Raw genomic sequence first — 25829 nt, forward strand, 5'->3', positions numbered from 1 at the left:
AAATGGCATTTAATAACAGCGACAATAATGAAGCCATAGCGGACATTAACGTCGTTCCGCTCGTGGACATCATTCTTGTGGTTCTGATCATCTTCATGGTGACAGCACCCATGTTTATGAAGCCCACGATCAACGTGAATCTGCCCAAGGCAGCCAGCGGTGACCAGACAGCTCCGAGCAAGCTGAATATTGCTTTGACTGCTGACGGACGCATCAATCTGAATGGATCTTTCGTGACGGAAGAGGACGTTCGCGCCAAAGCCACTGAAGAAGTGGGCAAGAACGCGGATGTTCAGGCCATCATCTCAGCGGACAAAGATGTGCCGCACGGAAAAGTGGTCGGACTTCTGGATATCGTCAAAGGGTCCGGAGTTAAAAAGTTCGCCATCAGTATCGATAAAAAATAGAACTAAAAAAGGGCTCGTAAGAGCCCTTTTTTAGTTGTCCTGTCGCACCCATTTGCAGGTGTTAGAGATGAGCTTCAGTTTGTTGTTGCGACACTCAAATAAAACTTCTCCGGTGTATTTCCACATATAATTGTCAGCATAGCGGTCCCCATAATCATAGTCGTAGTTGGGGTTCACCGTGGGCGTATGAATTCGCGGAATGGTTGTTCGGCAGTTCATCCAGGTTTTATCCAGATATTTTAATGCCGGGACGTCATAGCTGCTCAGCTTACTGAAGCTTGGATAAGGGAACAGGGCATTGTAGCGATCGTAACTTTGATGCAGCAGGAACTTCCCGCGGGGGCCATCAAAATATTCAGTGAAGTAGTTATAGGCCTGATCATAAGTCGCATTGGTGTAGGTGAAATAGCGGCCGGCAGTGCAACCCACCGCAGGCTCCAGAATAGTGACGCGCGCCAAATTACTTTGGACTGATTGATTGCGGCTGTCTTTGATCACCACATAGTAAGTGCCTTCGTTGTGCCACGAATCGGCCGAACCTGAATAAAAGCTGTAGTGGCCCATGCCGTTGGTGATGGCCTTGCTGTTGTGATACCACTGAATTGTATAAGGAGAAGTTCCTCCACTGAAGGTCACTTCAAGCTGGAAGGAGCCTTTTTCCACGACACTCACGCTGGTGGGTTGATTGACGATCTTCAGAGGACCATCCCCGCCACCATTGGAACCGCTGGAAGAGTCACCGCCGCCAACACTCACGCCACCGCCGGAGGAGCCACCACCGGATCCACCGCCGATCGTCACCGCCCCGCCGGAAGGGCTGCCAGAGCCGGAAGTTCCGCCGGTATTGGAGCCGCCCCCCATATTGATGCCGCCGCTGCTGCCGGGTCGGGAGCCCCAAATAGATGAATTGCTTGTGGATGAGCCTTTGGAGCCAGTCGAGGATGAGCCCTCGCTGTTTTGGTTTTCACAGTCCGCACCACCGCACAGAGAGTTCTGTGGCGCGCAGTTCTGGAAACTCACAATGGTGAGTGACGCGACAACAATCGCAGAAAGAACTCGAAAGTTTCGAATTTTTCGCAGAATACGTCTGTTCATGGTCACCTTTCCCCTCAGTGCCTGGACTTTAATACGGAAGAATCATGGAAAAACTAAAGCGAAAGTCTGGTTTTTTTGGCCGTTTTTCTCAAAATGACACAGCTAAAGTCCTGCGTTGAACTTCCGATCAAGGAAGTATGTTGAAACGTCAGCCTTCGGACACACAATTTCTCATTGTGACATTTGTTTTGGTGCTCTTTCTGGGAGTGCCAACCTTCATGAATTTGACCGAAGAAGATGTTTTGGCCCCAGAGGCCGTGGCGGCTGGGCCGGGCGCCGTGCTCGCACAGGGAAGAACTCCGGCCAGTGTGCCAACGGCGGGGCTAACAAACAAAGTGTCTTCAGCTCTCTCCCACCTTGCTCAGCTTGATCTGCGTTGTGCGAAGAAGGCGGCGAGTCCGTTGCGTGTTGAGGGCAGCTATGTCCAGTTCGAGGGCAAAAACTGTCTTCGGGATAAGACTCTTGAGATCGTCAATAAAAGTAATGGTTATACGGCCTCTGTTTTCCTCAAAGGCACTGACAAATACCAAACAGACCTGATTCAATTGCAGAAGGGCGACAACGAAATTACGATTCGTTATCACGATGGCCCTGGAAAAGCCGTTGAAGAGGTTGTTCTGGTCCATTCGAACCAAATTTAACCTTGAAAATACAAGCACTTAATGCGACCAGCTAGAGTAAGATCAATTAAATTGATCTTGCCTCGCTCTGCCTTTAAGTTAGCCCCCGTCCCACGATCACCGTGTGGATAGTGAGTGGACTTATTGATGCTAATTGAAGGATTAACCCAACCTGTGGACTTAAAAAAACGCTCGGACATTCATTATGCTCGCAAAATTTGGCATATGTCCGGAGTCTTCGCGATGTTCCTGGGCTATGTTTATTTGCCGCCCGCGGCGTCCATGGCTATCCTTTTGATTTCGTGGGCATTGTTTGTTCCGTTTGATTTCTTGCGTTTGAAATACCCGGCTCTGAATGACTGGGTGATGCACGCCTTCAAGCCAATCATGCGTCAAAGTGAAGTCAAGAAGCTGGCGGGAACGACCTTCCTTCTAAGTGGTGTTTTGATCGTGGATGTCTTGTTCCCAAGACCCATTGTCGCTTTGACTTTGCTATTCTTGGCTTTTGCCGATCCTATCGCGAGCTATTTTGGAATCTTGTACGGCAAAGATAAAATCTTTGGTCACAAATCCATTCAAGGTTTCATGGCGGCATTCTTTGTCTGCGCCGCAGTGACTTTCATTTATTTAATCTACCACAACTATCTTATGGATCGTCTGATCGTCGTGAGTTTGTTCGCAGGTTTGGTCGGCGCTTTTGCCGAGCTGATTCCTGTGGCAAAGCTTGATGACAATTTGACTCTGCCTTTGATGAGTGCGGTGGGGTTGACCATCCTGTTTTATTTCTTTGGATTTTTTGCCACCGTAGGATAATGTCTGTCCTTATTAAAGGCGGATATTATGGTTACTGAAACTCACATCGATAAAATTGACTCTGAAGACGCTAAGGCTCAGCGCTTGGCGATGTACATTTATATCCTTCCAAACCTGATGACGACAGGGAATCTGTTCTCAGGTTTCTTTGCGGTGATTCAATCCATCAAAGGTAACTACCTTTTTGCTGCTTACGCGATCGTTGTGGCAGCCGTCTTTGACCAGTTGGATGGTCGTCTGGCTCGTTTGACTCGTTCCACAAGTAAGTTCGGTGCAGAATATGATTCTTTGTGTGATCTGGTCAGCTTCGGTATGGCGCCGGGTGTTTTGTTGTTCCTATGGGCTCTGCAACCGTTTGGCCGTTTGGGTTGGGTGGCGTGCTTCCTGTTTGTGGCTTGTGGCGCTCTTCGTTTGGCGCGTTTCAACGTTCAGGCCAACGTAGTTGAAAAGAACTACTTCCAGGGTCTGCCAATTCCAATGGCGGCAGGTATCGTGGCTTCTTCCGTTTTGGCGTTCCAGGATCTTGAGTTGGAGCCGCTGGGGAACTACGGTCTGTTGGTGATGACGATTTTGCTGGCGCTGGTGATGGTTAGCAACTTCCGATTCCGCAGCTTCAAAGATTTGGATCTGAAAGAGCGTTTGCCTTTCCGTTATTTGATTCTGGGTCTGGGTGTTCTTGTTGTTGTCGCACTTCGTCCTGAAGTGATGCTGTTTGTTCTCTTCATGGCTTATGCTGCTTTGGGTGCTGTTTTTGGTGTCTTCAAGCTCGGAAAGAATATCCGTAAGATCAAGCCAAGTGTGTACGCTCCAGCCTCTGTGCATGAGAGCGACCTAGTCCTCGAAGAAGAGGAAGAACAGGCAGTGAAAGATGAAAAGAAAACTTAAAGTTGGTGTTGTTGGTGCGACCGGTATGGTCGGCCAGACCTTCATGAACATTTTGGCAGAGCGTGACTTCCCTATTGCGGAACTGCGCCCGTTTGCCTCTGAAAATTCACTGGGTAAAAAGATTGAACTGCAGGGTCAGCAATGGCCGGTGCAGGTTCTTAAAGAAGGCTGTTTTGACGGTTTGGATTTGGTGTTCTTTTCTTCCGGGGATGAAATCTCTGCAGAGTGGGCGCCGAAAGCTGTTGCTGCCGGAGCCTTTGCCGTGGATAACTCGGCGGCGTTCCGCATGGATCCGAACACAGTTTTGATTGTTCCTGAAGTGAACGGTCATTTGGTGAACAAGGACTCAAAACCACAAATTATTGCCAATCCAAACTGCTCCACCATTCAATTGGTGGTGGCTTTAAAACCTTTGCAGGAAAAGTTCGGTTTGGAAGAGGTGCGTGTCAGCACTTATCAAGCAGTCAGCGGGGCTGGTCAGGGTGGCTATGATGAATTGATGGAGCAAACCTCCAATCATCAAAAAAGCCATGAACCGAAAACATTCCCTCATACTATTTTGTTCAACTGCATCCCTCAAATCGGGTCTTTCAACGACCAAGGCTATTGCAGTGAAGAAGTGAAGATCATGAAAGAGACCCGCAAAATTCTGGGTCAGAATGATCTGAAGGTTTCGGCTTTCACAGTTCGTATTCCTGCTTTGAATGCTCACAGTGAATCTGTGTGGGTGACGTTGAAAAAGTCTGTCGGTCGTGATGAAGTGACCGCAGCTTTGCAAGGTCAGGCAGGCATCGTGGTGCAGGATGAGCCCAAGAAAAGCATTTACCCGCTGGCTCGTGATGTTTCAGGCAAGGACCCGGTTTACGTAGGGCGTATTCACCGCGACGTTGATAATCCCAACATGTGGTTGATGTGGGTGGTGTCTGACAACATTCGCAAAGGGGCCGCTCTGAATGGAATTCAGATCGCCGAAAAGATCTTCTTTCAATAAGTAAAAATCGTGGAAAGGCCGTTTCAAAAACGGCCTTTCTAATTCATTCTGTGCGACCAAGGTCTGGGCAGGGTCCATTTTTTGACTTCCGGACCTTAGCATGGTTCGATTAAAGGATGAGACTCTTTCCATGGACGGGAATTCACAATTATAAGTCTTGGGCCCTATCCACGTTGGTGGGCGGTCTGCTTTTTTCAACTTCCAGTTTTGCAACCATCACCCTGGTGTCGGCCGAAGGGGCCTCGGCGACTGATTTTTCAGTGGCCGCAACGCCGAAGATTTTTGCGGGCTTTGCCGGCAGTTGTACCTCTACGGATGTCACCAAAACGTGTGACAGCTGCACAGGGGAAGACGTCAGCGGCAGCAAGTTGTGGCCTTGCAATAAACGCAATGCCTATCCCACCATGCGATTGACCATTCGGATCCGGTCCAGCAGCACCTCTGTGGCTGTGACAGATGCTGTTTTCAAGATCAACGACACAACTTTTACTCCGAACATCTCACCGACGTTGTCAGATGGCGTTCTGACGGCACAAGTAGAATGGTATGAACTGTGCCGGGCGATGGCGACTGATAATGACAGTTGCACCAAAAGCTTTTCCGGAGAGTTTGCTCTGGGTTTTAAGACCACAACGGATTCCACCACCACGAATGACCTTCTGACTTTTAAAGTATATGGACGCGCGATCGCCGCCGGGCAGGACTTGGTTTATCAGGACTGTCCGACCGATGATTCGCAGGTGACGCCGGGTTCGGGTTACTGTCACTTTTCAGTCTATCGTGGTGATGCGAAGATTTATGCCGATCAACTGGGTCGTGCCGATGGATATCCAGCGACGACAGCGGCGGGAATTGAGTACACCGGCCCGGTGTTCTTCTTCCGCGAACAGTTGCAGGGCGAAGACGACAACACCACCATCGCAAACATCACCAATGCGTCAGACTACATGCAGTTGATTTCTCCAGAGCAGGACAACCGCATTGATGGTCTTAAAAATGAAGTTCGCTACTGCATGGTGATGGCGAACCAGGATCAGACAGGAATTATTTCCTTCTTCACGCCACTGCCGGGAACCTCCGGGGGAGTGAATGCGACGGACTTGTGTGCGACACCTTCCCAGGTGGTCGGACTTTTGGATGACAAGCACTGTTTTATTGCCACGGCAGCTTTTGGCAGCGACATGGCTCCGGAAGTTCAAAGCTTCCGGGACTTCCGTAATAAGTATTTACTGAGCAATTCCGCAGGCACGAAGTTTGTGAAGTTCTATTACAAGCACAGTCCTTTCTATGCAGAATGGATTTCTCAAAATGAGTATGCCAAGACCGCGGCACGTGCGGTTTTGTGGCCGTTGTTGTTCTTTGCACGTTTAAGTGTGACCTTCGGATTGTGGACGACCTTACTGATTTTGACTTTGGCCGGGGCGTCTGCTTATGCGGTTTGTCGCCGCTGGTTTCAGGTGCGTAAAGCAAGAGGTGTAGTGTGAAATCATGGCATAAGCACTTCGTTGTTGTTTTGGCTGTGTTAGCTTTCCATTCGGCCCCAGCGCAGGAAGAGTCTGCGCCGCAGGAGCCTCCTTTTGTTCAGGAGGAAAGTGAATTTGAAGTTCCAGCGCCAGAGGACGACCTGTTCACAAACGAGGCGGAAGCTGTTGAAAGTGAAATTCAAAGCGCTTCACCAGAGAGCAAAAAAGAAACAGTAAATCTGAACGAACAAAGTCCCGGTGAATCAAAGGTTGAAGAAGATCTGTTGTTTGAAGAGCCAGCTGCGCCCGTCGTGGAAGAAAAACCACCGGTGCCTGAAGAACCCGCTTACGAAGTGGCTCCGGCGCGCAAGACACCGCAGGTGGAAGTGGTTCGCCGCTCAAAGAGTGGTGGGGTGGAATACATTCAGCATCCTCAGGCAGCCAAGGGTTTGATGACCATCACAAAAGACGGCGCCTATATTTATCGCGTGAAGCCGCCGTCGGCGTCGAAAGAATCCGGGACCTTCCGGGTGGGAATGATTGATCCTCCCAAAATCAAGTCCGCGGATGAGGTGACAGATTTTAGCTCCATGTATGGTGGCTCCTCTCAGCCGGTCTTTATGTTTGATTACGAATGGAAACCGTTTAACGGCTTTGGAAGCTTGGGCTTGCAGGTCGGTCTGGGCATCATGTACGCCACAGGTCAGGGGCGTTTCATTGTGGCAGATCCTCAGTTCCCGGATCAGCAAGCCAAAGAGGAATACACGTTTCTGGCAATTCCTTTGAATTTGGGTGTTATCTATCGTTTGGAGTGGGGTCACCGTCAGTGGGTGGCACCGTACATTTCAGGGGGGGGAACTTATATCGGCGTGGCTGAGATCCGCGATGACGGCAAGTCTCCATCCCTGGTGGGAACACCGGGTGTGTATGGTGCCGGGGGTTTGCTGTTTAATGTTTCGGCCATGAGCCGGGACACAGCCTTCACCCTGAGCTCAGAATACGGAATTAAAAATCTTTGGATTTCTTTGGAGTATCGTCAGTTGCAGACGTTCACGGAGGACGTGGACTTTTCTTCAGGGATCATTGCCGCCGGTGTGACGGTGGACTACTAAAAAAGGGGCCGTGGGCCCCTTTTTTTGTTTCATTACTTGTTCACACAAGTTGCTGTGTAGATGGTTCTTGCGTGGCGGTGAGTAACTGCCTGATAGCAAGTTTGACCGTAGGTGCTGCAGTTGGCGCGAATATAAACCTGGTTGTTAGAGTCGTAACCCATAACATTGTTTTGGTCACACCAGCTGATGAAATCTACATAAAAATCATCTGGACGGGACTGGTTAACCTGGGAAGTTTGAGCCATTGCGGAACCGGAAGCCAACAACAATACAGCGATCAAAGCTTTCATTTTATTCTCCTGAGTTAATAATGAAAATGAACGCCCAGAGAAGTACGCCTATCCGCGCGGGATTGCAATGCCCTGTGAAAATTGGACAGGGTGGATTGCGAGGCGGAAAGTGTCAGAACGCGACGGAGTGTCTGCCGATTCACGGCTTTTTGCCGACAGCGGCTTCAGGCCGTGACATTCCGACCGTTTGATCTTGAAAGAGTGGGACTTGAGCCGTCCCTGGCGGGTGCCGTCTCAAGATGAGACTGGTACAGTCGTTGCTTTTTGGAAGCACAAGGAGTGCTTCCATGAAACTCTTATATGCTTGTAAAACCGCGGCGCTGGCGTTGGTCTTAAGTCTTTCTGCTTCCCTGGCCTGGGGAGTGGATGATGAAGCCAACCTTCTGATCTTCGAACAAAAGAGTGCGGGTTCAGAACAGATTCGTTCCGAGGCCCAGGAGGTCGTGGTTCAGCTGGATCCTTCTGAAGTGGCGGAAACCGAAAAGTTTCATCGAGAGGACTTTATCAAGCGGGCGCGCCTGGCGATGAAGGCCGATATTCCCAAGGATGTTGTTTATGAATTTGAGGGTCCTCGTACTGAAGCGGAGCTGGAAAAGCTGCTGCAGTTGCCGGATGCCGAGATCGAAGTTTTTCTGGCGAAGAAGAAAGCGTTCCTTGGGAAGTTTGCCAGGGTTCTGAGATTCTTTAAGGTTTCCCCGGCGAAAGTGAACAAAGCTTTGAATGAATTAAACGCCCGTTTTTATGAAAGCTCCCACGTGGTGTCCAAGAGTAACGTCAAAGGTGGCACGGTGATGTTCTCGATTTCTGCGGGCTTGGCCTTGCCTCAAAAAGTGATGGAAGCCATGCGAGCTCGCAGTATCGGAAACTTTGTCCCGGCGTCCGGCGGGTTTTATTACATGCTGGGTTTGGGGGCAGGATTTTCTCGGCAGGTGGGTGCGGACGGCAAAGCTCGTTTTGTTTTCGAACTCTTCCTGGATGTGGAAAAACTGAAGAAAACTCTGACCGGAATTGCCGAGGTGTCGGCGGCGGGTACTTACGGACTGGTCTTCGAAAAACGTGAAGGTTCCATAAGAAGTCAAAAGAGCACGACCATGTATGGAGGTGCGACTGGGGTTTTCCGTCAGGGCTCTCAGCAGTTTGGCTGGGCGGCTTCCACCGGAATGTCTTTGCCTCCGGGGATCGGGATTCTGCTGGTTTATCAGGATGAAGCCACTCGCTATTATTTGTTCCGAACGGAAGGGCTTCGAGCTTCCTTCCCGGCGTTGGCGGGTTTCAAAGACAACATCGTATCAGCTCTGCGCAGTTTTGCCTTCAATCGCGGAAAAATCATCCGCTGCGACGGTGCTCTTTTGTAAGTGGGTACCTTTTACCCTCAGGGTTGCCGTGGGCAGGGGAACCTGATAGGTTCCGGCCATGACGACAAAAGTGCGCTTTACCGTTGCTTACGACGGAACAGGATTCTGCGGATGGCAGAAGCAAAAGCCGGAAGATCAGATTTCGGTGGCTCAGGTTATTGAAGAAGCCCTTTCCAAGGTCTTTAATGAAAAAATCACTCTATTTGCCTCGGGAAGAACGGATGCCGGAGTTCATGCTCTGAACCAGGTCTGCCACTTTTCTACGCATCGCAAGATCGACCCGGCCAAGAAATGGGATCTGTGCTGGGCTTTGAACTCGCACTTGCCTCCGTCCATCGTGGCCAAGAAGGCCTGGATTGCTCCAGAGGACTTTCATGCCACTTTGTCAGCCACCCATAAGACATATCGTTATCTTATAATGAATAAACCCCGCCCCAGTGCCCATCTGAACCGTTATGCCGATTGGGTGCGCCTGCCGATCGATATCGAACATTTGCAGGAAAGTTCTAAATATCTCTTGGGAAATCAAGACTTTAAGAGCTTTCAGTCCGTCGGAACACCGGTTCAGGACACCATTCGAGAGATCTATAAGGCCGACTGGGAATGGCGTAAACCCGGTGTCTTGCAGTTCACGATTACTGGCAGTGGGTTTTTGAAGCAGATGGTCCGCAATATTGTGGGGACCTCATTGCTTTTGGAGCGAAAAGGCTTAGCCCCCTCTAAAATGCAGGAGATCATTGCGGCTCAGGACCGCATGAAAGCAGGGCCTCCGGCGCCCGCTCAAGGCCTGTATTTGATGAAGGTTTATTATCCTCAGGACCTTGACAATAGGTGCCTAGAACTTTAAAACATCCCTTCCCGCAAAATAGTGTAAGAGCCCGTTGTAAACTCAAACATATTTTTGCCGAGCAGCAGACGGTAAAACTGACTGTTCAAAATGAAACTGGAGATTCTAATGAAGACTTTCAATGCTAAGGCAGATGAAGTTGAAAGAAAATGGTGGATTGTCGATGCCGCTGGCCAAAAAGTTGGTCGTGTAGCAACTCACGTAGCGACTATCCTTCGTGGTAAAAACAAAGCTATCTACACTCCGAACGTTGATACTGGCGATTTCGTGATCGTTATCAACACGGACAAGATGGAGCTTTCTGGAACTAAGTGGCAGGATAAGAAGTACTACTCTCACACTCGCTTCTTCGGTTCTATGAAAGAGATGACTGCAGCTCAGGCGAAAGAGAAAGATTCTACTTTCATCATGCACGAAGCTGTACGCGGTATGCTTCCAACAAACAAGCTATCCCGTCACGTTATCGCGAAAATGAAGACATACACTGGTGCTGAGCATCCTCATGCAGCTCAAAAGCCGGCTCTTTACACACTCCCTTCTAAGAAATAATCGGAGATAGACAATGGCAGCAGCAGATAAATTCTACTATGCAACTGGAAGAAGAAAAACAAGCTCCGCGCGCGTTTTCTTGAAGCCTGGTAAAGGTACAATCACAATCAATGGTAAAAAATCTGACGACTATTTGACTCGTATGCAGTCTCAAATGGTTATCGTTCAGCCTTTGGACCTGTTGAACCAACTTGGCAAGTTCGACGCTAAAATCACTGTTTCCGGTGGTGGTGAGTCTGGACAAGCTGGTGCTATCCGTTTGGGTATCACTCGTGCGTTGATCGCTTTCAATCCTGAATTCAAAGGGATCTTGAAGAAAGCTGGCTTCGTTACACGTGATCCTCGTATGGTTGAGCGTAAAAAATACGGTAAAGCTGGTGCACGCCGTAGATTCCAATACTCCAAGCGTTAATTCGCACGGACTCAAGATCTTCGGATTTTGGGAATGGAAGAAAAAAGGGAGCTTTCGAGCTCCCTTTTTTTTTGTCTTTTTTTTGATCGTCCTACATTTATTCCGTCATAAAATTTGTCTGAAATCGAATTCTGGGGACGTAACAGGATGATAAAAAAAAGGCGCCTGTAGCAGGCGCCTTTTGAAGTCCGGTAAATTACTTTGTGCAAGACAAAGGATAGATGTTGCCGTTCGCAGCCAAGAAGCCACCGAACGTACCATCGTTTTCAAGACCCAGACCCAAGAAACCAGTGTTTGTGATCACACCGTCTACTTGAGACGACTTGTCAGTCAAAGCCAACAGGTTCAAGAAACCATTTTGGATTTGTTGTGCCACGGTGCCTTTATCCATTTGAGAGAAGAAGACAGCCGTTTTTGCACGCTCAACCAAGTTCACAACCACGAAGTCAACGGACTGATCATCAGCCAATTCAACTGTCAAAGTGACAGCGTTGCTTTCGGAAGGAACAACACATTTCATGATTGTTGTATCTGCCATAGCAGAAGAACCCATAAGAACCAAAGCAGCCATAATAAGCTTTTTCATTATCAACCTCCTATAAGGTGAACGGGGGGAGGCTATTTCAGTGGACGAAGCCTTGCAATCCAAATGCATCGCACTATTGGAGGAGGACTTTTAGAATGACCCACACTTGGACGCACATCTTTACTAGCACTTGGTCTGAGTTCCCTCTGATTTAAGGGACAGACTCGCGTTTCTTGATTACCCTATGTGTTAAGGAAAATTTGCCGAAGGAACGTTACGTGAAATCCATGCTTTCATCTTTGATCGTCATTCTTGTTTGCTCCTTATCTATTGCTCAGGACAAAGCTCCTGAAGCCCCTTCCACCCCGGCACCAGCCGCTGCTGAGACCAAACCTGCCACCGATTCAGAGAAGAAGGCAGAGCCTTCACAAGCTGCATCGGAATACTCCAAGCCTCTGTTTTTCTCGGTCATGGATCAGGAACTGAAAATTAAAAATCCCGTCGTGGAGTATGATCTGAAGACCTCCAAAGGAAAGCAGATGGACATCGGTGGAGTCACTTTCAGCAGTGATTCCTTGGTGGCGAAAATGGAAAACTCAAGCCTGATTGTGACATGGAATTACGATCTGGTTGCAGGCGGAGATCTTTCAATTATCAACCAGCAGGGAAAAGAGCTGTGGAAACAGACGGTGCAGGGCACGGGCTCTTGGAAGTCAGCTGAACTGAGCGGTGCCAAAGCTCCGCCGTGGAAAGACGGTGAAAGATTCCGTTTCTGTCTGCGTTCAGAGGTCGGCAAAGGCTATGCGAGCATCTGCTCACAGTGGTATGGGGTTGAGATCAAAGATGGGCAGGCACAAATTGGTGTGACCAAATCCGAAGCCACTGCGCGCGTGATCTTCCAAAACGAAGAAGGAAAGCTGCAGGGCTCAGAGGAAGTGGCAGTGGGAGCGCCGGTGCAGTTTCTGGCGACGCTGACATCAGATGCGACGTATGAATTCGTTTCCGAGCCGGTGATGCCTGTAGTGCGGGACATGATCGAATCTGAGAAAGCAGATCAAGTCACGTTGACAGCCGAACTGCCACGCCCGCTGAAGGTTGATTCCACAATAATTCAGGGAGAGCAGTATGGGACTGTGACCCGCATCCTGGGTTTTGAAAGCACCATTGGGGCACCCAAAGATTTATGGCAGGCCGATCTTCCGCAGAAGAACACCCGCCTTGTGATTCCTGGAAAATCTGGTGGCGTCTTCGTTTATGGATTGGAAATTGCCGATCCTCCGAGACAAAAGGATCGTCGCTTTATTTCCTACCGCGCTCCGAAGGGTACTTATTCTTCCAGAGACCAGGTGCCAGTGCGTGATATAGAAGACAAAGTGACGCCTTGGCATTTCGATGTCCCGCAGAAGTTTGCGATGAATACGGTTCTGTTGGAAGTTCCTGGAGAAAAAGCAAATCACAAAGCATATATGGAAATCTATCGTGCAGGTGCGGGCGAGGCGAGTCTTCGTCTGACCGGTGTGGTGACCAGCGAAAGTGATTATGTGGTCCTTGGTGAAGGGCACGTTTCCTGGTGGTTCAATGATCTTTTTGACTGGCAGAACTATTACTTGTCCAAACAACGATGGGGTGTCAGTGCGAAGTACTTCACTTCGTTAACAAAACTTCCGGCATCCACGGCGGGGGGCGGTTCTGAAGATGTGAATCTGAACGTGGCGGATGTGGATTTACGTTATCGTTTGACTCCGGGACTTTGGGAAAAGGATGAAACTTTGGGTGTGATTCTGGCCTACGAGGCCATGTCCTTGGGGGACACCAATGTTCCAAAGATGGGAGCGGGTCTGTTCTGGGCGCGCTCTATGCCGCGAGTAATTGATTATTGGTTCTCGAAGCTTCCGTTCATGAACTATCCAAAATGGGTTGATATGGAGTTCATCAAGTACATGTCGTCCACGGACAGTGACATCACCCTGGGTGATGACTATGTTTTGAATTTCCACGGAAAAGTTTTGTGGACCTCCAGCTTCTTTGGCGAGGCGGGGTTTGGTTTGAAGAACTACTACTACGAGAAAAAGTCTGACGGCTCCGGAGCCAAATTAACGACCTTCTATGGAACCGTGGGGTTGGGGCTTAACTTTTAAACGGAAGGTTGATGAAAAAGAAGCTCACCTTTGTCCATCTTTTTTTGCTGAACCAACTGGTGACCACCCTGGTGCTTTTGACGGTGCTGGGGGTCTATGGGACTCACTTGTTCATTCAGGAGCAAAGAGCATTGCGCGAGCGCATGGAGCCGGCTTCCGTTCGGGAAGTAGAGCGAATGAACCACGATTTTGCCGCTTTGGAGGCCAACGTCCTGAGGCTTAAAAGCATGGTGGAGCTATTTGATGTCATGCCCAAGGGCACGCGCATTGAAAAGTTCCGTCAGTTTGCCTCCACAACCATCGCCAGTCACAGCAGTCAGTTTAATGCTTACGTGGCTTTGGGGCCTCGTCTGGCGAATGAATACTTCGGAAAAAAAGCTTACGTCTATGTCCTGCACCGGGACTTTTCACTTTTCGCCAGTCCACAGTACAATGAACCTTCGACATTCATTGCCGAGGTTTTTTCTGAACCTGGATACGACCGTGACCCTGATCAACAGTGGTGGTGGTTGAATGAAAAGAATCAAAACGTCAATTATTCAGATTTCTACTTCGACAAAGGCTTCATGGAAAAGGTCATGTTCAGTGCGACCACCGGCATCTATAAGGCTGGTAAGTTGGAGGCCGTTGTTGGAATTGACACGTTGGCGGGTGACATTGCCCACCGTCTGGGAAGCTTCAAGCTGGGGGAAACCGGTGGGGCTGTCATTGTGGATGAACATGGGCGCCCCGTGCTGCCCTTGATCGCCAAAGATTTGCCTTTGCTGGGTTACAGATATCTGCGGGCTTTAAGTCAGGACGAATTTAAGTCCATGCCGAAGCTTTCGCAGAAAGTTTTTAATATCCAGGCGCAAAAACAGATTCGGGAGTTTCCCGGCGCTGATGGAAAAACTTATCTGACCTACTCCAATCCGATCAAAGGCAAGTCCTGGCATCTGGTAATCTATCAGGAAAAGTCGGAAGCTTATTCCGGTTTGTACTTCCGTTTGTTCTTCTTTGGATTTGTGGCCTTGGTCACGTATGGCGTCTTTACGGTGATGGTCTGGATGACCGGGAACTACGTGATCAAGCAGGATAAAAAAGCCCTGGCCCAATTGCAGGAGTCCCGGGATCGGGCTGAGGCCGCCACTCGCGCCAAGTCACTTTTCTTGTCCACGATGAGCCATGAAATCCGCACCCCTTTGAATGCCATGCTGGGCTCGGCGGAACTGTTGAGCGAAACGCCGCTGGGTTATGAACAGAAAGAACTCTTGAGCTCTTTGCAAAGCGCAGGAGAAACCCTGCTTAGCATGTTGAACAATATCCTGGATTATTCGAAGTTCGAGTCCGGCCGAATGCAGATGGAAAGTCGTGAGTTTCTGCTGAGCGATCTGGTGCGTGAGGTTCAGGCGTTGATTGCCACGGCAGTGCTGCGCAAGAATCTGCAGTTTGTGTTTCATCCTCCGGAGTATGATCGGTGGATTGTGGGGGACTCCCTGCGTTTAAAGCAGGTGCTGATGAATCTTCTGGGGAATGCAGTGAAGTTCACAGATCGTGGGGTCATTGAGCTGACCATTCAGCCCTATCCAGCCGCAGAAGATGGTCGTGAAGTGATCTTCTTTGAGGTCAAAGACACGGGTATCGGTATCGCGAAAGAAAATCTGAAGAAAGTCTTTGATGAATTCGGGCAGGAAGATTCTTCCGTCACCCGACGCTTTGGGGGAACAGGGCTGGGGTTGAGTATTTCCCAGCGAGTGGTGCAGTCCATGGGGGGCGAACTTTATTGTGAAAGCCGCCAGTTTGTGGGTTCACGTTTTCATTTCTCGCTGAAGTTTGTTTCGCGCAAGGCAGAGTTGTGGAGCCGTCGTCTGGCGATGGATCTGAACCTGGCTCCTGCGGTCCCCGTGACGGATGCGGCCCCAAAGGTGGTGGACAGTGGTCGTCGCACGGTCTTGATCGTGGATGACATGGAAGAAAACCACACGCTGTTAAAAGCGTATATCAAGCGCTTGGACTTTGTGACCACGGAGTCCGCCTATAATGGTTTTGAATGTCTGGAAATGTGGGAAAAGAATCACTACGACCTGATCTTTATGGACGTGCAAATGCCGAAGATGTCGGGTTTGGACACCATTCGCAAGCTGCGTGAAATAGAACGGGTGCGCGGCCTGCGCCGGACCCCAGTGGTGGTGATTTCAGCCAATAACTTTACAGAAGATATCGAGAAAAGCCTGGTTGCCGGTGCCGATGAACACCTGGGTAAGCCGGTGCGCAAGCAGACGGTGCTCGAAGTGGTTCAGAAGTACTGTTTGCAGAATATTGAAACCGCTCAGGTCTAATCTATTTGCACCCACAAAAGTGAAAACTATCAAGACAGCGTTAAGTTCTTAACAGCTATTCCCGATATTACTTAGGTCTGAGCCCGGAACGGATCTTGCCTCTATTCATTATGAAACGGGTAAACAGGGGGAATTCATGACTAAGCGTTTGGCAGTGTTGGCTGGTACAGTCTGTCTCATTGTGGGATTTCAGAATTGCAGCCAAAGTGCACTTCAAACATCCGAAATGGCATCCATGAACGATGTCTCTGTGATCGTGCCTCCGGCAGCTGGTGGCGAGTCCCCCACAGAAGCCAGCAAGGTCACCTATGTTGAAATTCCCAATATCTCTGAGGACGGCGCAGTATCTGCAAAGGCCTCCGAAGTCAGCCCTTACCGACTGGTGATTGCAATCGATTCGGGAAAAATTCATCTGGTCGATGATGGGAACAACATTCTGCAAGAGCGTTGTTTGGGGTCTGCTAATCTGGCGGAACTTAAAACAATCCTGAGTGGTTCCTCTGTGTGTGCGGCGCCGGTGAAATCGAATGATATTTGTGCGATGAAGTACACGCCAGCTTATGCCTCTTTATATGCAGATGAAAAGCGTGTGAATCTGGGCGAAGAAAAAGATTCCTGCGGCCGGGGTCGCCAGGATTTATGTGGCGGCTTGGCTGATGTTTTCCAAGCTTACGTCGCCCATGTCCGCGCCAACTGGTCGGACATGAGCTGCGAATAGCCAGGTCTTTACAGACCCAGCATTGATTTGATCTTACTGAAGGCTTCGTTCATTTGCGCACGATTTGGTGCGGCCCCTTGAGCGAAGTCTGGGCGACCGCCCCCTTTACCACCCATAATACCAGCAACTTCCTTCAAAAGATCGCCGGCTTTGGTTTCGGAGGTGATCTCTTTGGAAACACTCACGATGATCGGGTGACTGCCGTCCCCCTGGCCAACCACAACCACGATGCCGGACTGGATTTTGTTCTTCAGATGATCAGTGACCTCTGCCAGAACCTGACGGTCATCCAAAGGAACATCCGCCAATACCAGTTTCGCAGAAGCGCCGGCTTTGGTTTTGAAGGTCAGGGCTTTGGCAGCAAGATCATCGACGTTGACCTGTCCGCCCTGCAGTTTCTTCATTTCTTTTTCCAGCTGCTTCACCTGATCTTTCAGGGACTCCACACGGTTTGCCAAAGTGGCTGTTTCGCCGGTGGTTTCCAGATGCTTGATATAGTGCGGGCTTTTTTGGAAGCCTGCGGCTGCCAAAGCATCATCCAGATGATTTACAGCGCTCATCACATAGTGAACGGCATTGTCAGCAGTAATCGCCTCGATACGGCGAACGCCTGAGCTGACACCTGCTTCAGAAACGACTTTGAACAAGCGGATTTCGGAAGTGTTCTTTACGTGTGTGCCGCCGCACAGTTCGCAAGAGAAATCACCCATCGTCAGAACGCGCACGTCGCTTGCGTACTTTTCCCCAAACAGTGCCATGGCCCCTTTTTCAAGGGCGGCCTTGTGGGACATCATCTCGGTTTGCACCGGATTGGCACGCGCGATCTGTTCATTCACCAGGTCTTCGATCTTTTTGATTTCTTCAGAAGACACCGGCTTGTTGTGAGTAAAGTCAAAGCGGGTCTTTTGCGAATCAACCAAAGAACCGGCCTGAGTCACGTGCGTGCCCAGTACTTTGCGAAGAGCCGCATGCAACAAGTGAGTTGCAGAGTGGTTCGCAGCCGTATTGCGTCTTTCAACTGGATCCACGCCCGTCACAACGGCATTGCCCACTTTGAACGAGCCGTGTTCGATCTCAACATGATGAAGAACGATATCGTCGATTTTTGTGGTGTTCACGACACGCGCACGGTGGGTGTCCTGCATGATGTAACCCACGTCACCGGACTGACCTCCTCCTTCACCATAGAAGGTTGTTGCATCCAGAATCATCAAACCGGAATCGCCGGTTTTGAGTTCTGAAACTTCAGCCTGGCCATTGGAAAGGGCCATCACTTTACCGTCGCCGATGGTTCCTTCATAGCCCAGGAAGGTCACTGTTTTGCCGGACTGAAGATAGTCTTTGGCAAACTTGATCATGTGAGCTTCGTCAGCGCCCATGGATTTGCCTTTCCAGGAGGCTTTGGATTTGGCACGGTTGTCTTCCATTTCCTTTTCGAACGCGGCTTCATTCACTTCGATGCCTTGTTCGTTGGCTATCACGCGAGTCAGATCGGCAGGGAAGCCATAGGTGTCATACATACGGAAGACGACTTCGCCGGAAAGCTCTTTAACGCCTTTGGCTTTGGCCTTGGAAAGTTCATCGGCCAGAATCGCGGTCCCTTTGTCCAAAGTGGCGATGAAGCGGTCTTCTTCGTCACGGATGGTGTTGATGATATGGTCGCGACGGGTTTTCAGCTCTGGATAAACAGAGCCCATGCTTTCAATCAACGCTTCCGCCATGCCAGGCAAGAAGGACTTGTCAGCAGAAAGCTTGCGCCCGTAACGGATGGCGCGTCTCATGATACGACGAAGCACGTAACCGCGGCCTTCATTGGATGGCAAAGCGCCGTCAGCAATCAGGAAAGACGTGGAACGGCAGTGATCGGCCAGTACGCGCAGAGCGGCTGTAGTTTCCGCCGCCGCAGGGTTTTTCGCCAGCACCTCTTTGTCTGTGATGTATTCAATACCACCGATTTTGCAGGCATGTTGAATCATCGGCTGGAAGAGATCGGTGTCATAGTTGTTAAACACACCCTGCATGGCTGCAGTCATGCGCTCCAGACCGCCACCAGTGTCCACAGAAGGCTTCGGCAGCGGTGTCAGAGTGCCCGGAGGATTTTCAAAGTACTGCATGAAGACCAGATTCCAGATTTCCACGAAGCGGTCTTCGCCGGCCGCGATGCCTTTGTAAGGATCGTCGATGGTGCCAGCTTTGGGGCCGTGATCATAGAAGATTTCTGTGCACGGACCGCAAGGACCGGTGTCACCCATCTTCCAGAAATTGTCTTTGTCGAAGCGGAAAATGCGCTCACGCGGGACACCTTCCTGGGTGTGCCAGATGTCGGCCGCTTCATCGTCAGAAAGGTGAACGGTCACGTAAAGCTTTTCTTTCGGGATCTGCAATTCTTTTGTCAGGAATTCCCACGCAAAGTGAATTGCATCCTTCTTGAAGTAATCGCCGAAAGAAAAATTCCCCAGCATCTCGAAGAACGTGTGGTGACGTGCGGTGAATCCCACGTTTTCCAAGTCGTTGTGTTTACCACCGGCGCGCACGCATTTTTGTGCGGTCACGGCGCGGTTGTAGTCTCGCTTCTCAAGACCCAGGAATGTGTTTTTAAACTGATTCATTCCGGCGTTGGCGAAAAGCAACGTAGGATCATTTTCAGGAATCAGGGAAGAAGAGGCGACATGTTTGTGTCCGTTCTTCTCAAAGTATTTGATAAAGGCGTTTCTGATCTCAGAGCTTTTCATAAATAACCTTTCTTACGGTCTCAGAATCGAATCCACGGGAAGCCAGCAAGCGGCCCACACGGGCTTTTTCCTCACGGGAAAAACTGTGGTCCTCGTCGTACTTATTTTTGACAATCGCCAGCGCCTTTTCAAGCTCCAAAGCGCGATCGGTCTCAATAGTGGGAAGACCTTTTTCCTTAAGGTAGTTGTTGATGTAATAGATGCCTTTGTTGCGGCGATGAAGCATGTCGGCCAAACGATGGGCCAGGTCCAACGGGTCACCCAACCAGCGGTTGTCTTTGGCGAACTCGATGGCCTCGTCGATGATATCCCCCACGTCATCTTCGTCCGAGAACTTTTCGCGCAGCTTGGTGCGCAGTTCTTTTTCGGAATGGTCCCGGCGCGCGATCATGTCCATGACCTTCTTTTTGGCGGCTTGTCGGGTTTTTAGGGGATCTTTCTCTCGGGACATAGGGGAAATTAATACCCCGTTTTTTATTTCTTGCGAAGGATAATTTCAGTCAGCTCGCAATATGTTCCCAGGCGCAACTGAGGTCCCCAATAGCCGGTTCCCTGATTGACATAGAGCTGCATGTCGCCGATGCGGTACAAGCCCTTGTTGTAGCGCTGGAAGAAAACAATCAACAGGTTCCATGGAAAGAACTGGCCACCATGAGTGTGACCGGAAAGCTGCAAATCCACCCCCAGCTTTTCGATTTTTTTAGCCAGTGCCGGCTGATGGGACAAAAGGACCTTAAAGCTGTCCGTTTTCAACTGAGCATGCACCTTGGCCAGGTCCGGTCCTTCTTCTTTGAAATGGTTGGCGGCAGGGTCGGGGATGCCGATCATCTGCAACTCGGCAGTTCCGAAACGAAGGGATTCGGCCTGGTTAATCAGGACCCGGAACCCGATGTCGCGAAAGGCCTGAAGGCTCTTACTGCCGTTCCAATAGTATTCGTGGTTTCCGGGCACGTAGTAGATTCCGTGTTTAGCCTGAAGACCTTTTAAGATCTGGAATTCTTCGTGGTGCTTTTCCGCGAAGCTGTCCAGTATGTCTCCGGTAAATACGATCAGGTCGGCGTCCAGGCGGTTCACCTGCGCCACCAGTTTTTTAACCAGCCGAACAGGCAGGCTGGGGCTGATGTGCAGATCGGTGATATGAACAATGCGCAGATTTTCCAAGTCGGCGGGCAGATGAGCAAACTTGATGGGCACCGTTTTATTAAAGGCCCCTTTGCGCACGATCAGATGACCTACAAGGATGAATAACAGCGGAAGCCCCATCAGTGTCGTCGTGGCCTGAGCGCTGTAAAGCGTTTCCAACGACAATGATTCAACCGAGATCTTATCCGCAAATGCCAGGACGTCACGCAGAATTACAAACGAAATCAGAAAGTTGATATAGGCCATGACTGTCAGGGCGCCGTTCATAAAACGATCGCGCCATGGATTGTGGTCCGGACGCTTTTCGCGCAGAAGAAGTGTGAAGCTGCCTAGGACCAGGGCGAACAGGAAGGCCAGAAAGCTCACCAGCAAAGTTGTGCCTTGCCACGAAAAATCTGTGAAGCGAGTCAATTGGTGCGAAACATAGACGAAGATCACAAGAACAAAGGTGCTGGCGATAGTGCGAAAAATTCCCATGGATTTTTTTAACATGTCCCCTTGTCTTTGCACAGTCCAATGTAGAAACACACGTCGGCGAGTCGAGTTAGAAGTGCTAACCTTAGAAAATCCCTGGAGGTTTGTATGAGCTTTCGCAATGAATTTGAACAGGCGAGGGATTTTTTAATCCTGCATCGCTCGGATTATGATTATGCCTATAAAAACTTCCGCTGGCCGCGCTTGGATGAATTCAATTGGGCCCTTGATTACTTTGACCCAATGGCCAACGGCAACAGCAAGATTGGACTGTGGCTGGTGGATGAAACGGGGCGGGAAAAGAAATTCAGCTTTTCAGAATTGTCCCGACGATCTAATCAGGTTGCCAACTTTATGCGAGCTCAGGGATTGCAAAGAGGTGATTCCATCTTTCTGCTGATCGAAGATGATGTGGCCTTGTGGGAAATCATGCTGGCGGCGATGAAGGTGGGGGCCATCCTGGTGCCCAATAATCCGCTGTTATCCCAACAGGAACTGAAAGACCGTCTGGATCGGGAAAAGATCAAACTCATAGCCACAACCAAGTCTCACACTGCAAAGTTTGATGTGGTGGCCTCTGGAGTCATTCCCATTGTTGTTGATGGTGAGCAGGAGGGCTGGATTCATTACGAAAACGCCTATCTGGAAAGTTCAGAGTTTGAGCCTGAAGGGAAAACCAAGGCGACCGATCCGCTGTTTCGCTATTTTATTTCCACCAGTGGTGTGAAACCCAAAGCTATCGAACACAGTCACGGCGGGTTCGCGGTCGGGCATTTGTCGACCATGTACTGGATGGGCTTGCGTCCTGGGGATGTGCACCTGGCGATCAACTCCACAGGCTGGGCGATGCACGACTGGAATTCGTTCATTGTGCCTTGGAATGCCGAAGCGACGGTCTTTGTCTTCAAGGAAAAACGCTTTAATGCACGGCTGATTCTGGATGTGCTGGAAGAATATCCAATCACAACCCTGTGCGCGCCACCGACAGTTTGGCGGCTGCTGGCTCAGGAAGAGATTGCTGCCAGTGAAATCAGTCTGCGTGAAGTGATAAGCACAGGTGAAGCATTGACGGCGGATCTTATCGTGAAGATTCACAGTGCCTGGGGACTTTTCCTGCGGGATGGGTATGGACAGACAGAAACTGCCACGTTGATAGGAGTGCCTCCTGGGGAAAAAGAAAGTCTTGGGACCACCGGGAAAGCCATGCCAGGCTTTAAAATCGCGCTGCTGGACGGACAAGGGGAGCAGAGCGACACTGGGGAAATCTGTGTGGATATCTCAGGCAATCCATGGGGCTTGATGAGCGGGCTGGACAGCACTCAAAAATATTATCACACGGGGGATTCGGCCTATGTCGATGCTTCTGGAAATTATACTTACTGTGAACGCATCGATGGATTGTTTAAGTCCTCGGGTTACCGCATCAGTCCTTTCGAGCTTGAATTTGTTCTGAAGGACTTCCCGTCGATTCGGGATGTGGTGGTTGTTCCCAGTCCGGACCCCGTGCGTGAGGCCGTTCCCAAAGCTTTGGTTTCTGTTGTAAAAGGGGTGGAGCCCACCAAAGAGCTGGCTTTGGACATTATGAACTTTGCGCGCACCAGACTGTCACCGTTTAAACGGATCCGCCGCCTGGAATTTATGGAAATTCCCAAAAACACGGCCGGCGAAACTTTGCGTTCTGACTTGATTGCGATGGAAAAACAAAAGCGCCAAAGCGGTGAACGGGCGCCCTATGAGTTCTGGGAAGAGGATTCCAAGATCAGCATTGCCGACACCTGGGCGCAGGAGCTGCCGTAGGCAAGCCAGTGGAAGTTCATGCAAAAAAAAGAGGGCGGTTTGTACCGCCCTTTTCTTATTGGAGTCCGACTCCCATCAAAGATTTCATTTCTTTCAATGTCTGGTGGACCTTGGTCTGCGCCTTCAGAGAACCCTCTTTGCAGATTTTCAGAACTGCCTGTGGGTCCTGAGCGTACTGCGCACGACGTTCGCGCATAGGGGCGATGATCGTGTTGAGAACCTCGGTCAGCCGCACTTTCAAAGTGCCATCCCCCAGACCGCCGCGCTGATAGTGTTCTTTCAGTGCAGCGACTTCGTCTTTTCTTGGATCGAAGACATCCAGGAAGCTGAAGACCACGTTGCCTTCCACTTTGCCTGGATCTTCAATGCGGATGTGCCCTGGATCAGTGTACATCTTTTGAACTTTCTTTTTGATGGTGTCAGCATCGTCGGAAAGATAGATGGCGTTCCCCAAAGATTTACTCATCTTCGCCTTGCCGTCGATGCCTGGCAGACGGCCAGCCACACCCGGCATACCTTTCACAGGCTTAAAGAAGTCCGTTTTGTAGATATGGTTGAAGCGCTGAGCGATTTCGTTGGTCTGTTCGATCATTGGATTTTGATCTTCACCGGCTGGGACCAGATTGGCCTTGAATCCCAGAATGTCGGCGGCCTGGCTGACGGGATAAGTCAGGAAGCCGGCAGGCAAGGATTTTTCCAACCCTTTTTGCTGGATTTCCGTTTTTACGGTGGGATTTCTTTCCAGGCGTGCCACGGTGACCAGATTCATGAAGTAAGTGGTCATCTCAAACAGTTCTGGGATTTCAGATTGAACGAAGATCGTGCTTTTCGCCGGATCAATACCCGCCGCCAGATAATCCAAAGTTACTTGCAGAATGTTTTCGCGAACTTTGGTGGTGTCATCGTAGTTGTCCGTCAAAGCCTGAACGTCTGCGATGATGACGTATTGATCGTGGGAGTCCTGAAGATCCACGCGGTTTTTAAGCGATCCAACATAATGGCCAAGATGGAGGGGACCTGTTGGGCGGTCGCCCGTAAGAATGATTGGTTTCATAAAAAAGCTATAGCATTAACGGAAGTGGCTGGGAACTGAGTTCTGGAAAGAAAATAGGTCGGCCCCGAGAGTCTTAGAGGTGAAACCAAACATTTTAGTTTCCGGCGTTTGATCTACAACTGGAGAGCTATCAGAGTGTCTACGAAGTAGACCAAGCTAGCCAACAGAATCATCCAACGAATCATGGGGCCTCCGTGAAGGCAGTATGCGAAAAGGACTCGGAGAAGTCGAATCGCTAATTTTGATGGAAGCCATAAGTTTTTCGCACTGAGTTATGATCAGTCGAAGGTGAAAGCCACTTGAAAATATTTTTGGTTGGTTTGCAGTTGAGCCTTTTTTGTGACGGGAACTTGCCTGTTGGGAGGTCGAAAAATACGACGTTGGGTATGCAGTCCGAGTGTTTTGAGATCTATAACAAGCAAAACGGGCACACGTACTCTTTCCGCCCCTTTTCCATCGAGCGTGATTTTGATGTCTACTCCAAGTGGATGAATCAGTCGTACGTATCGCAATGGTGGAACTTGGCAAAATCTCCGGCGGAATTAAAAACTCATCTGGAAAAAGAACTCGCAGATAAACATCAGAGTCTTTTTATCGGTTGTGTGGATGGGGTTCCCGTCAGCTATTGGGAACGCTATTGGTTGCAGCAGGATATTCTGGGTCGCTATGTGGAAACTCAGCCCTTTGATCAAGGGTTGCATTTCCTTATTGGTGAAAAGGAATATCTGGGCCGCAGATTCACACCGTCGCTGATTGCGGCTTTCTTGAAATTTCTTTTTCAGGATGTGCGCACGCAGCGGGTTTTTGGTGAACCGGACATCAACAACCGCATGGTGCTTCGCTATGCAGAAGCCACGTGTTTTGAGATGCAGGGAGTGGTGGAGATGCCGGAGCGCTCTTCGGCGGTGATGGTCTGCCGTCGGGAAAAATTCTTCACAAAATATTCGGCCCAATCCGGCGAGCTCTGGAGGTCTTCTTTGCGGGAACCTGTGGGCTTCCATCAGGAACTGCACCTTTAGTTCTGACGCTTCTCATTCTGCATTGCAAGGCCTGTGGGTCCGGCGTACGTCATCGGTATGATGACAAGCTTTCTGATACAACTTGCGACTATGTTCGGTATCGGCCGTTTTCCCAAAGGCCCCGGTACTGTCGGCACCCTGGTGACTATTCCTATTGTCATTCTTTTAAGCAAACTGGGGCCGCTCTATTATATGGGGGCGGTGATTTTGCTGCTCCCAGTCGGAATCGCGGCCTGCGAAGCTTATGAGCAGGTTAAGGGCGGTCATGATCACAAAGAGATCGTAATTGATGAGGTTTTAGGTTTTCTGATTACCATGGTTTGGCTGCCAATGACATGGCAAGCCATTTTAATCGGTTTTGCCTTGTTCAGAGTGCTGGACATCACAAAGCCTTTATTCATAGGATATTTAGATAAGAAGATCCAAGGAGGACTTGGGGTGATGATTGATGACGTGGCCGCGGGGATAATTGCGAGCCTCATCATGCAAGTGATCTACACTCAAACCAACTGGTTGGGCTCTCAGATTCTGGTGGCAAACTAATGTCACTGAGTCATGAAAAGCTTCAAGAACTCATTCGATCCCTTCGCGACCAAAAACTCACAGTGGGTTTTGCGGAAAGTTGTACTGGAGGTGCACTTTCGGCTTTTGTAACAGAGCAAGCAGGCGTGTCCGACATATTTCTAGGCTCTGTGGTTTCTTACTCTAACGAGGCGAAGGTGGATCTTCTGGGGGTTCGTCGAGACACTCTCATGCAAGAGGGTGCGGTGAGCGAGACAGTCGCTCGTCAAATGGCGCACGGAGTGCGTCGTCAGCTTAAAACTGATTGGTCTGTGGCAATCACAGGTATCGCTGGTCCGACAGGTGGAACACCGTCAAAGCCAGTGGGCACTGTATGCTTTGCCATCGCTGGACCGGGTTTTGAAGATTCCCGAAAAGAACTCTTTTCAGGCGATCGCAAATCCATCCAGATGGCTTCGGTAGACTACGCAGTGTCTTGGCTGAAAGAAGTTCTCGACAAGAAATAGTAAAAGGCCCCCGGCCTGAATTTTAAACAATAAAAGTGTCGTG

At 49.9% G+C, this 25829-nt stretch carries 26 protein-coding genes; 19 read left to right on the forward strand and 7 right to left on the reverse strand.

The genetic code is table 11. The annotated features are described in order from the left end of the window. Positions 1-2 precede the first annotated feature (2 nt). Positions 3-407 carry an ExbD/TolR family protein gene (locus ACZ50P_RS02115; RefSeq protein ID WP_088566372.1) on the forward strand — a complete coding sequence of 135 codons (405 nt, stop codon included), beginning with the start codon at positions 3-5 and terminating at the stop codon, positions 405-407. 30 nt (positions 408-437) lie between these two features. On the opposite strand, the gene ACZ50P_RS02120 is transcribed toward ACZ50P_RS02115, so the two are convergent. Beyond that, positions 438-1502, reverse strand: a complete 1065-nt coding sequence (locus tag ACZ50P_RS02120; RefSeq protein ID WP_464133124.1) for an immunoglobulin domain-containing protein — start codon at positions 1500-1502, stop codon at positions 438-440. A gap of 137 nt (positions 1503-1639) precedes the next feature. Between ACZ50P_RS02120 and ACZ50P_RS02125 the strand changes: the two genes are divergently transcribed. The 6 genes from ACZ50P_RS02125 (at position 1640) to ACZ50P_RS02150 (ending at position 7386) form a co-directional block, all read left to right on the forward strand. Further along, positions 1640-2143, forward strand: a complete 504-nt coding sequence (locus ACZ50P_RS02125; RefSeq protein WP_464133125.1) for a hypothetical protein — start codon at positions 1640-1642, stop codon at positions 2141-2143. Positions 2144-2296: 153 nt separating this feature from the next. Continuing rightward, a complete protein-coding gene (locus tag ACZ50P_RS02130) occupies positions 2297-2935 on the forward strand; it encodes a diacylglycerol/polyprenol kinase family protein (protein ID WP_464133127.1) in 639 nt (212 codons plus the stop codon). Between the two features lie 27 nt (positions 2936-2962). Next, positions 2963-3820, forward strand: a complete 858-nt coding sequence (pssA, locus tag ACZ50P_RS02135; RefSeq protein WP_464133129.1) for a CDP-diacylglycerol--serine O-phosphatidyltransferase — start codon at positions 2963-2965, stop codon at positions 3818-3820. Next, positions 3804-4811, forward strand: a complete 1008-nt coding sequence (locus tag ACZ50P_RS02140; RefSeq protein ID WP_464133131.1) for an aspartate-semialdehyde dehydrogenase — start codon at positions 3804-3806, stop codon at positions 4809-4811. Before pssA ends, ACZ50P_RS02140 begins: the two co-directional genes overlap by 17 nt. 116 nt (positions 4812-4927) lie before the next feature. Continuing rightward, positions 4928-6295, forward strand: coding sequence for a CFI-box-CTERM domain-containing protein (locus ACZ50P_RS02145; RefSeq protein ID WP_464119949.1), 1368 nt, complete (start codon positions 4928-4930; stop codon positions 6293-6295). Continuing rightward, positions 6292-7386 carry a hypothetical protein gene (locus tag ACZ50P_RS02150; RefSeq protein ID WP_464119950.1) on the forward strand — a complete coding sequence of 365 codons (1095 nt, stop codon included), beginning with the start codon at positions 6292-6294 and terminating at the stop codon, positions 7384-7386. Before ACZ50P_RS02145 ends, ACZ50P_RS02150 begins: the two co-directional genes overlap by 4 nt. A gap of 32 nt (positions 7387-7418) precedes the next feature. Here the strand turns inward: ACZ50P_RS02150 and ACZ50P_RS02155 are convergent, their stop codons facing one another. Next, positions 7419-7676 (reverse strand): hypothetical protein, encoded by a 258-nt coding sequence (locus ACZ50P_RS02155; RefSeq protein WP_464119958.1) that lies wholly within the window; start codon positions 7674-7676, stop codon positions 7419-7421. A gap of 287 nt (positions 7677-7963) precedes the next feature. Between ACZ50P_RS02155 and ACZ50P_RS02160 the strand changes: the two genes are divergently transcribed. The 4 genes from ACZ50P_RS02160 to rpsI all read left to right on the forward strand — a co-directional run bounded on the left by ACZ50P_RS02160 (position 7964) and on the right by rpsI (position 10839). Next, a complete protein-coding gene (locus tag ACZ50P_RS02160) occupies positions 7964-9031 on the forward strand; it encodes a hypothetical protein (RefSeq protein ID WP_464119959.1) in 1068 nt (355 codons plus the stop codon). Between the two features lie 58 nt (positions 9032-9089). Continuing rightward, a complete protein-coding gene (gene truA / locus ACZ50P_RS02165; RefSeq protein ID WP_464119960.1) occupies positions 9090-9878 on the forward strand; it encodes a tRNA pseudouridine(38-40) synthase TruA in 789 nt (262 codons plus the stop codon). 108 nt (positions 9879-9986) lie between these two features. Further along, positions 9987-10427: a 50S ribosomal protein L13 gene (gene rplM / locus ACZ50P_RS02170; RefSeq protein ID WP_464119961.1), complete on the forward strand. Its 441-nt coding sequence runs from the start codon at positions 9987-9989 to the stop codon at positions 10425-10427. Between the two features lie 13 nt (positions 10428-10440). After that, positions 10441-10839: a 30S ribosomal protein S9 gene (gene rpsI, locus ACZ50P_RS02175; RefSeq protein WP_262553763.1), complete on the forward strand. Its 399-nt coding sequence runs from the start codon at positions 10441-10443 to the stop codon at positions 10837-10839. 196 nt (positions 10840-11035) lie between these two features. Here rpsI and ACZ50P_RS02180 read toward each other — a convergent pair whose 3' ends face one another. Then, positions 11036-11425, reverse strand: a complete 390-nt coding sequence (locus ACZ50P_RS02180) for a hypothetical protein (protein ID WP_464133133.1) — start codon at positions 11423-11425, stop codon at positions 11036-11038. A gap of 200 nt (positions 11426-11625) precedes the next feature. Between ACZ50P_RS02180 and ACZ50P_RS02185 the strand changes: the two genes are divergently transcribed. From ACZ50P_RS02185 to ACZ50P_RS02195, 3 genes are all read left to right on the forward strand, one after another. Then, positions 11626-13503 carry a hypothetical protein gene (locus ACZ50P_RS02185; protein WP_464133135.1) on the forward strand — a complete coding sequence of 626 codons (1878 nt, stop codon included), beginning with the start codon at positions 11626-11628 and terminating at the stop codon, positions 13501-13503. Between the two features lie 11 nt (positions 13504-13514). After that, positions 13515-15821 carry a hybrid sensor histidine kinase/response regulator gene (locus tag ACZ50P_RS02190; RefSeq protein ID WP_464133137.1) on the forward strand — a complete coding sequence of 769 codons (2307 nt, stop codon included), beginning with the start codon at positions 13515-13517 and terminating at the stop codon, positions 15819-15821. A gap of 136 nt (positions 15822-15957) precedes the next feature. After that, positions 15958-16539 (forward strand): hypothetical protein, encoded by a 582-nt coding sequence (locus ACZ50P_RS02195; RefSeq protein ID WP_464119966.1) that lies wholly within the window; start codon positions 15958-15960, stop codon positions 16537-16539. Positions 16540-16547: 8 nt separating this feature from the next. On the opposite strand, the gene alaS is transcribed toward ACZ50P_RS02195, so the two are convergent. The 3 genes from alaS to ACZ50P_RS02210 are packed head-to-tail and all read right to left on the reverse strand — an operon-like array spanning position 16548 to position 20906. Next, complete coding sequence (gene alaS, locus ACZ50P_RS02200) at positions 16548-19271, reverse strand: alanine--tRNA ligase (protein ID WP_464133139.1); 2724 nt, start codon at positions 19269-19271, stop codon at positions 16548-16550. Beyond that, positions 19258-19722: a regulatory protein RecX gene (locus ACZ50P_RS02205; protein ID WP_464119968.1), complete on the reverse strand. Its 465-nt coding sequence runs from the start codon at positions 19720-19722 to the stop codon at positions 19258-19260. The genes alaS and ACZ50P_RS02205 overlap by 14 nt, the downstream gene beginning before the upstream one ends. A gap of 23 nt (positions 19723-19745) precedes the next feature. Beyond that, the gene (locus tag ACZ50P_RS02210; protein ID WP_464133141.1) at positions 19746-20906 is read right to left on the reverse strand and encodes a metallophosphoesterase; all 1161 of its coding nucleotides are present in this window, start codon (positions 20904-20906) and stop codon (positions 19746-19748) included. A gap of 90 nt (positions 20907-20996) precedes the next feature. On the opposite strand from ACZ50P_RS02210, the gene ACZ50P_RS02215 reads away from it, so the two are divergent. Continuing rightward, positions 20997-22685: an AMP-binding protein gene (locus tag ACZ50P_RS02215; RefSeq protein ID WP_464119970.1), complete on the forward strand. Its 1689-nt coding sequence runs from the start codon at positions 20997-20999 to the stop codon at positions 22683-22685. Positions 22686-22740: 55 nt separating this feature from the next. Here the strand turns inward: ACZ50P_RS02215 and trpS are convergent, their stop codons facing one another. After that, entirely contained in the window at positions 22741-23739 is a 999-nt protein-coding gene (gene trpS / locus ACZ50P_RS02220) for a tryptophan--tRNA ligase (protein ID WP_464119971.1), read from the reverse strand. 386 nt (positions 23740-24125) lie between these two features. Here trpS and ACZ50P_RS02225 point away from each other — a divergent pair, with 386 nt between their 5' ends. Genes ACZ50P_RS02225 through ACZ50P_RS02240 form a run of 4 tightly spaced genes read left to right on the forward strand, consistent with a single transcriptional unit; the run spans position 24126 to position 25786 of the window. Further along, positions 24126-24758: a GNAT family N-acetyltransferase gene (locus ACZ50P_RS02225; protein ID WP_464119972.1), complete on the forward strand. Its 633-nt coding sequence runs from the start codon at positions 24126-24128 to the stop codon at positions 24756-24758. Continuing rightward, positions 24727-24819 carry a hypothetical protein gene (locus ACZ50P_RS02230; RefSeq protein WP_464121381.1) on the forward strand — a complete coding sequence of 31 codons (93 nt, stop codon included), beginning with the start codon at positions 24727-24729 and terminating at the stop codon, positions 24817-24819. Before ACZ50P_RS02225 ends, ACZ50P_RS02230 begins: the two co-directional genes overlap by 32 nt. Further along, the gene (locus ACZ50P_RS02235) at positions 24816-25301 is read left to right on the forward strand and encodes a phosphatidylglycerophosphatase A family protein (protein WP_464133143.1); all 486 of its coding nucleotides are present in this window, start codon (positions 24816-24818) and stop codon (positions 25299-25301) included. The genes ACZ50P_RS02230 and ACZ50P_RS02235 overlap by 4 nt, the downstream gene beginning before the upstream one ends. Beyond that, a complete protein-coding gene (locus ACZ50P_RS02240) occupies positions 25301-25786 on the forward strand; it encodes a CinA family protein (protein WP_464133145.1) in 486 nt (161 codons plus the stop codon). The genes ACZ50P_RS02235 and ACZ50P_RS02240 overlap by 1 nt, the downstream gene beginning before the upstream one ends. Positions 25787-25829 lie beyond the last annotated feature (43 nt).

The sequence above is a fragment of the Bdellovibrio sp. CKG001 genome, from assembly GCF_055397465.1.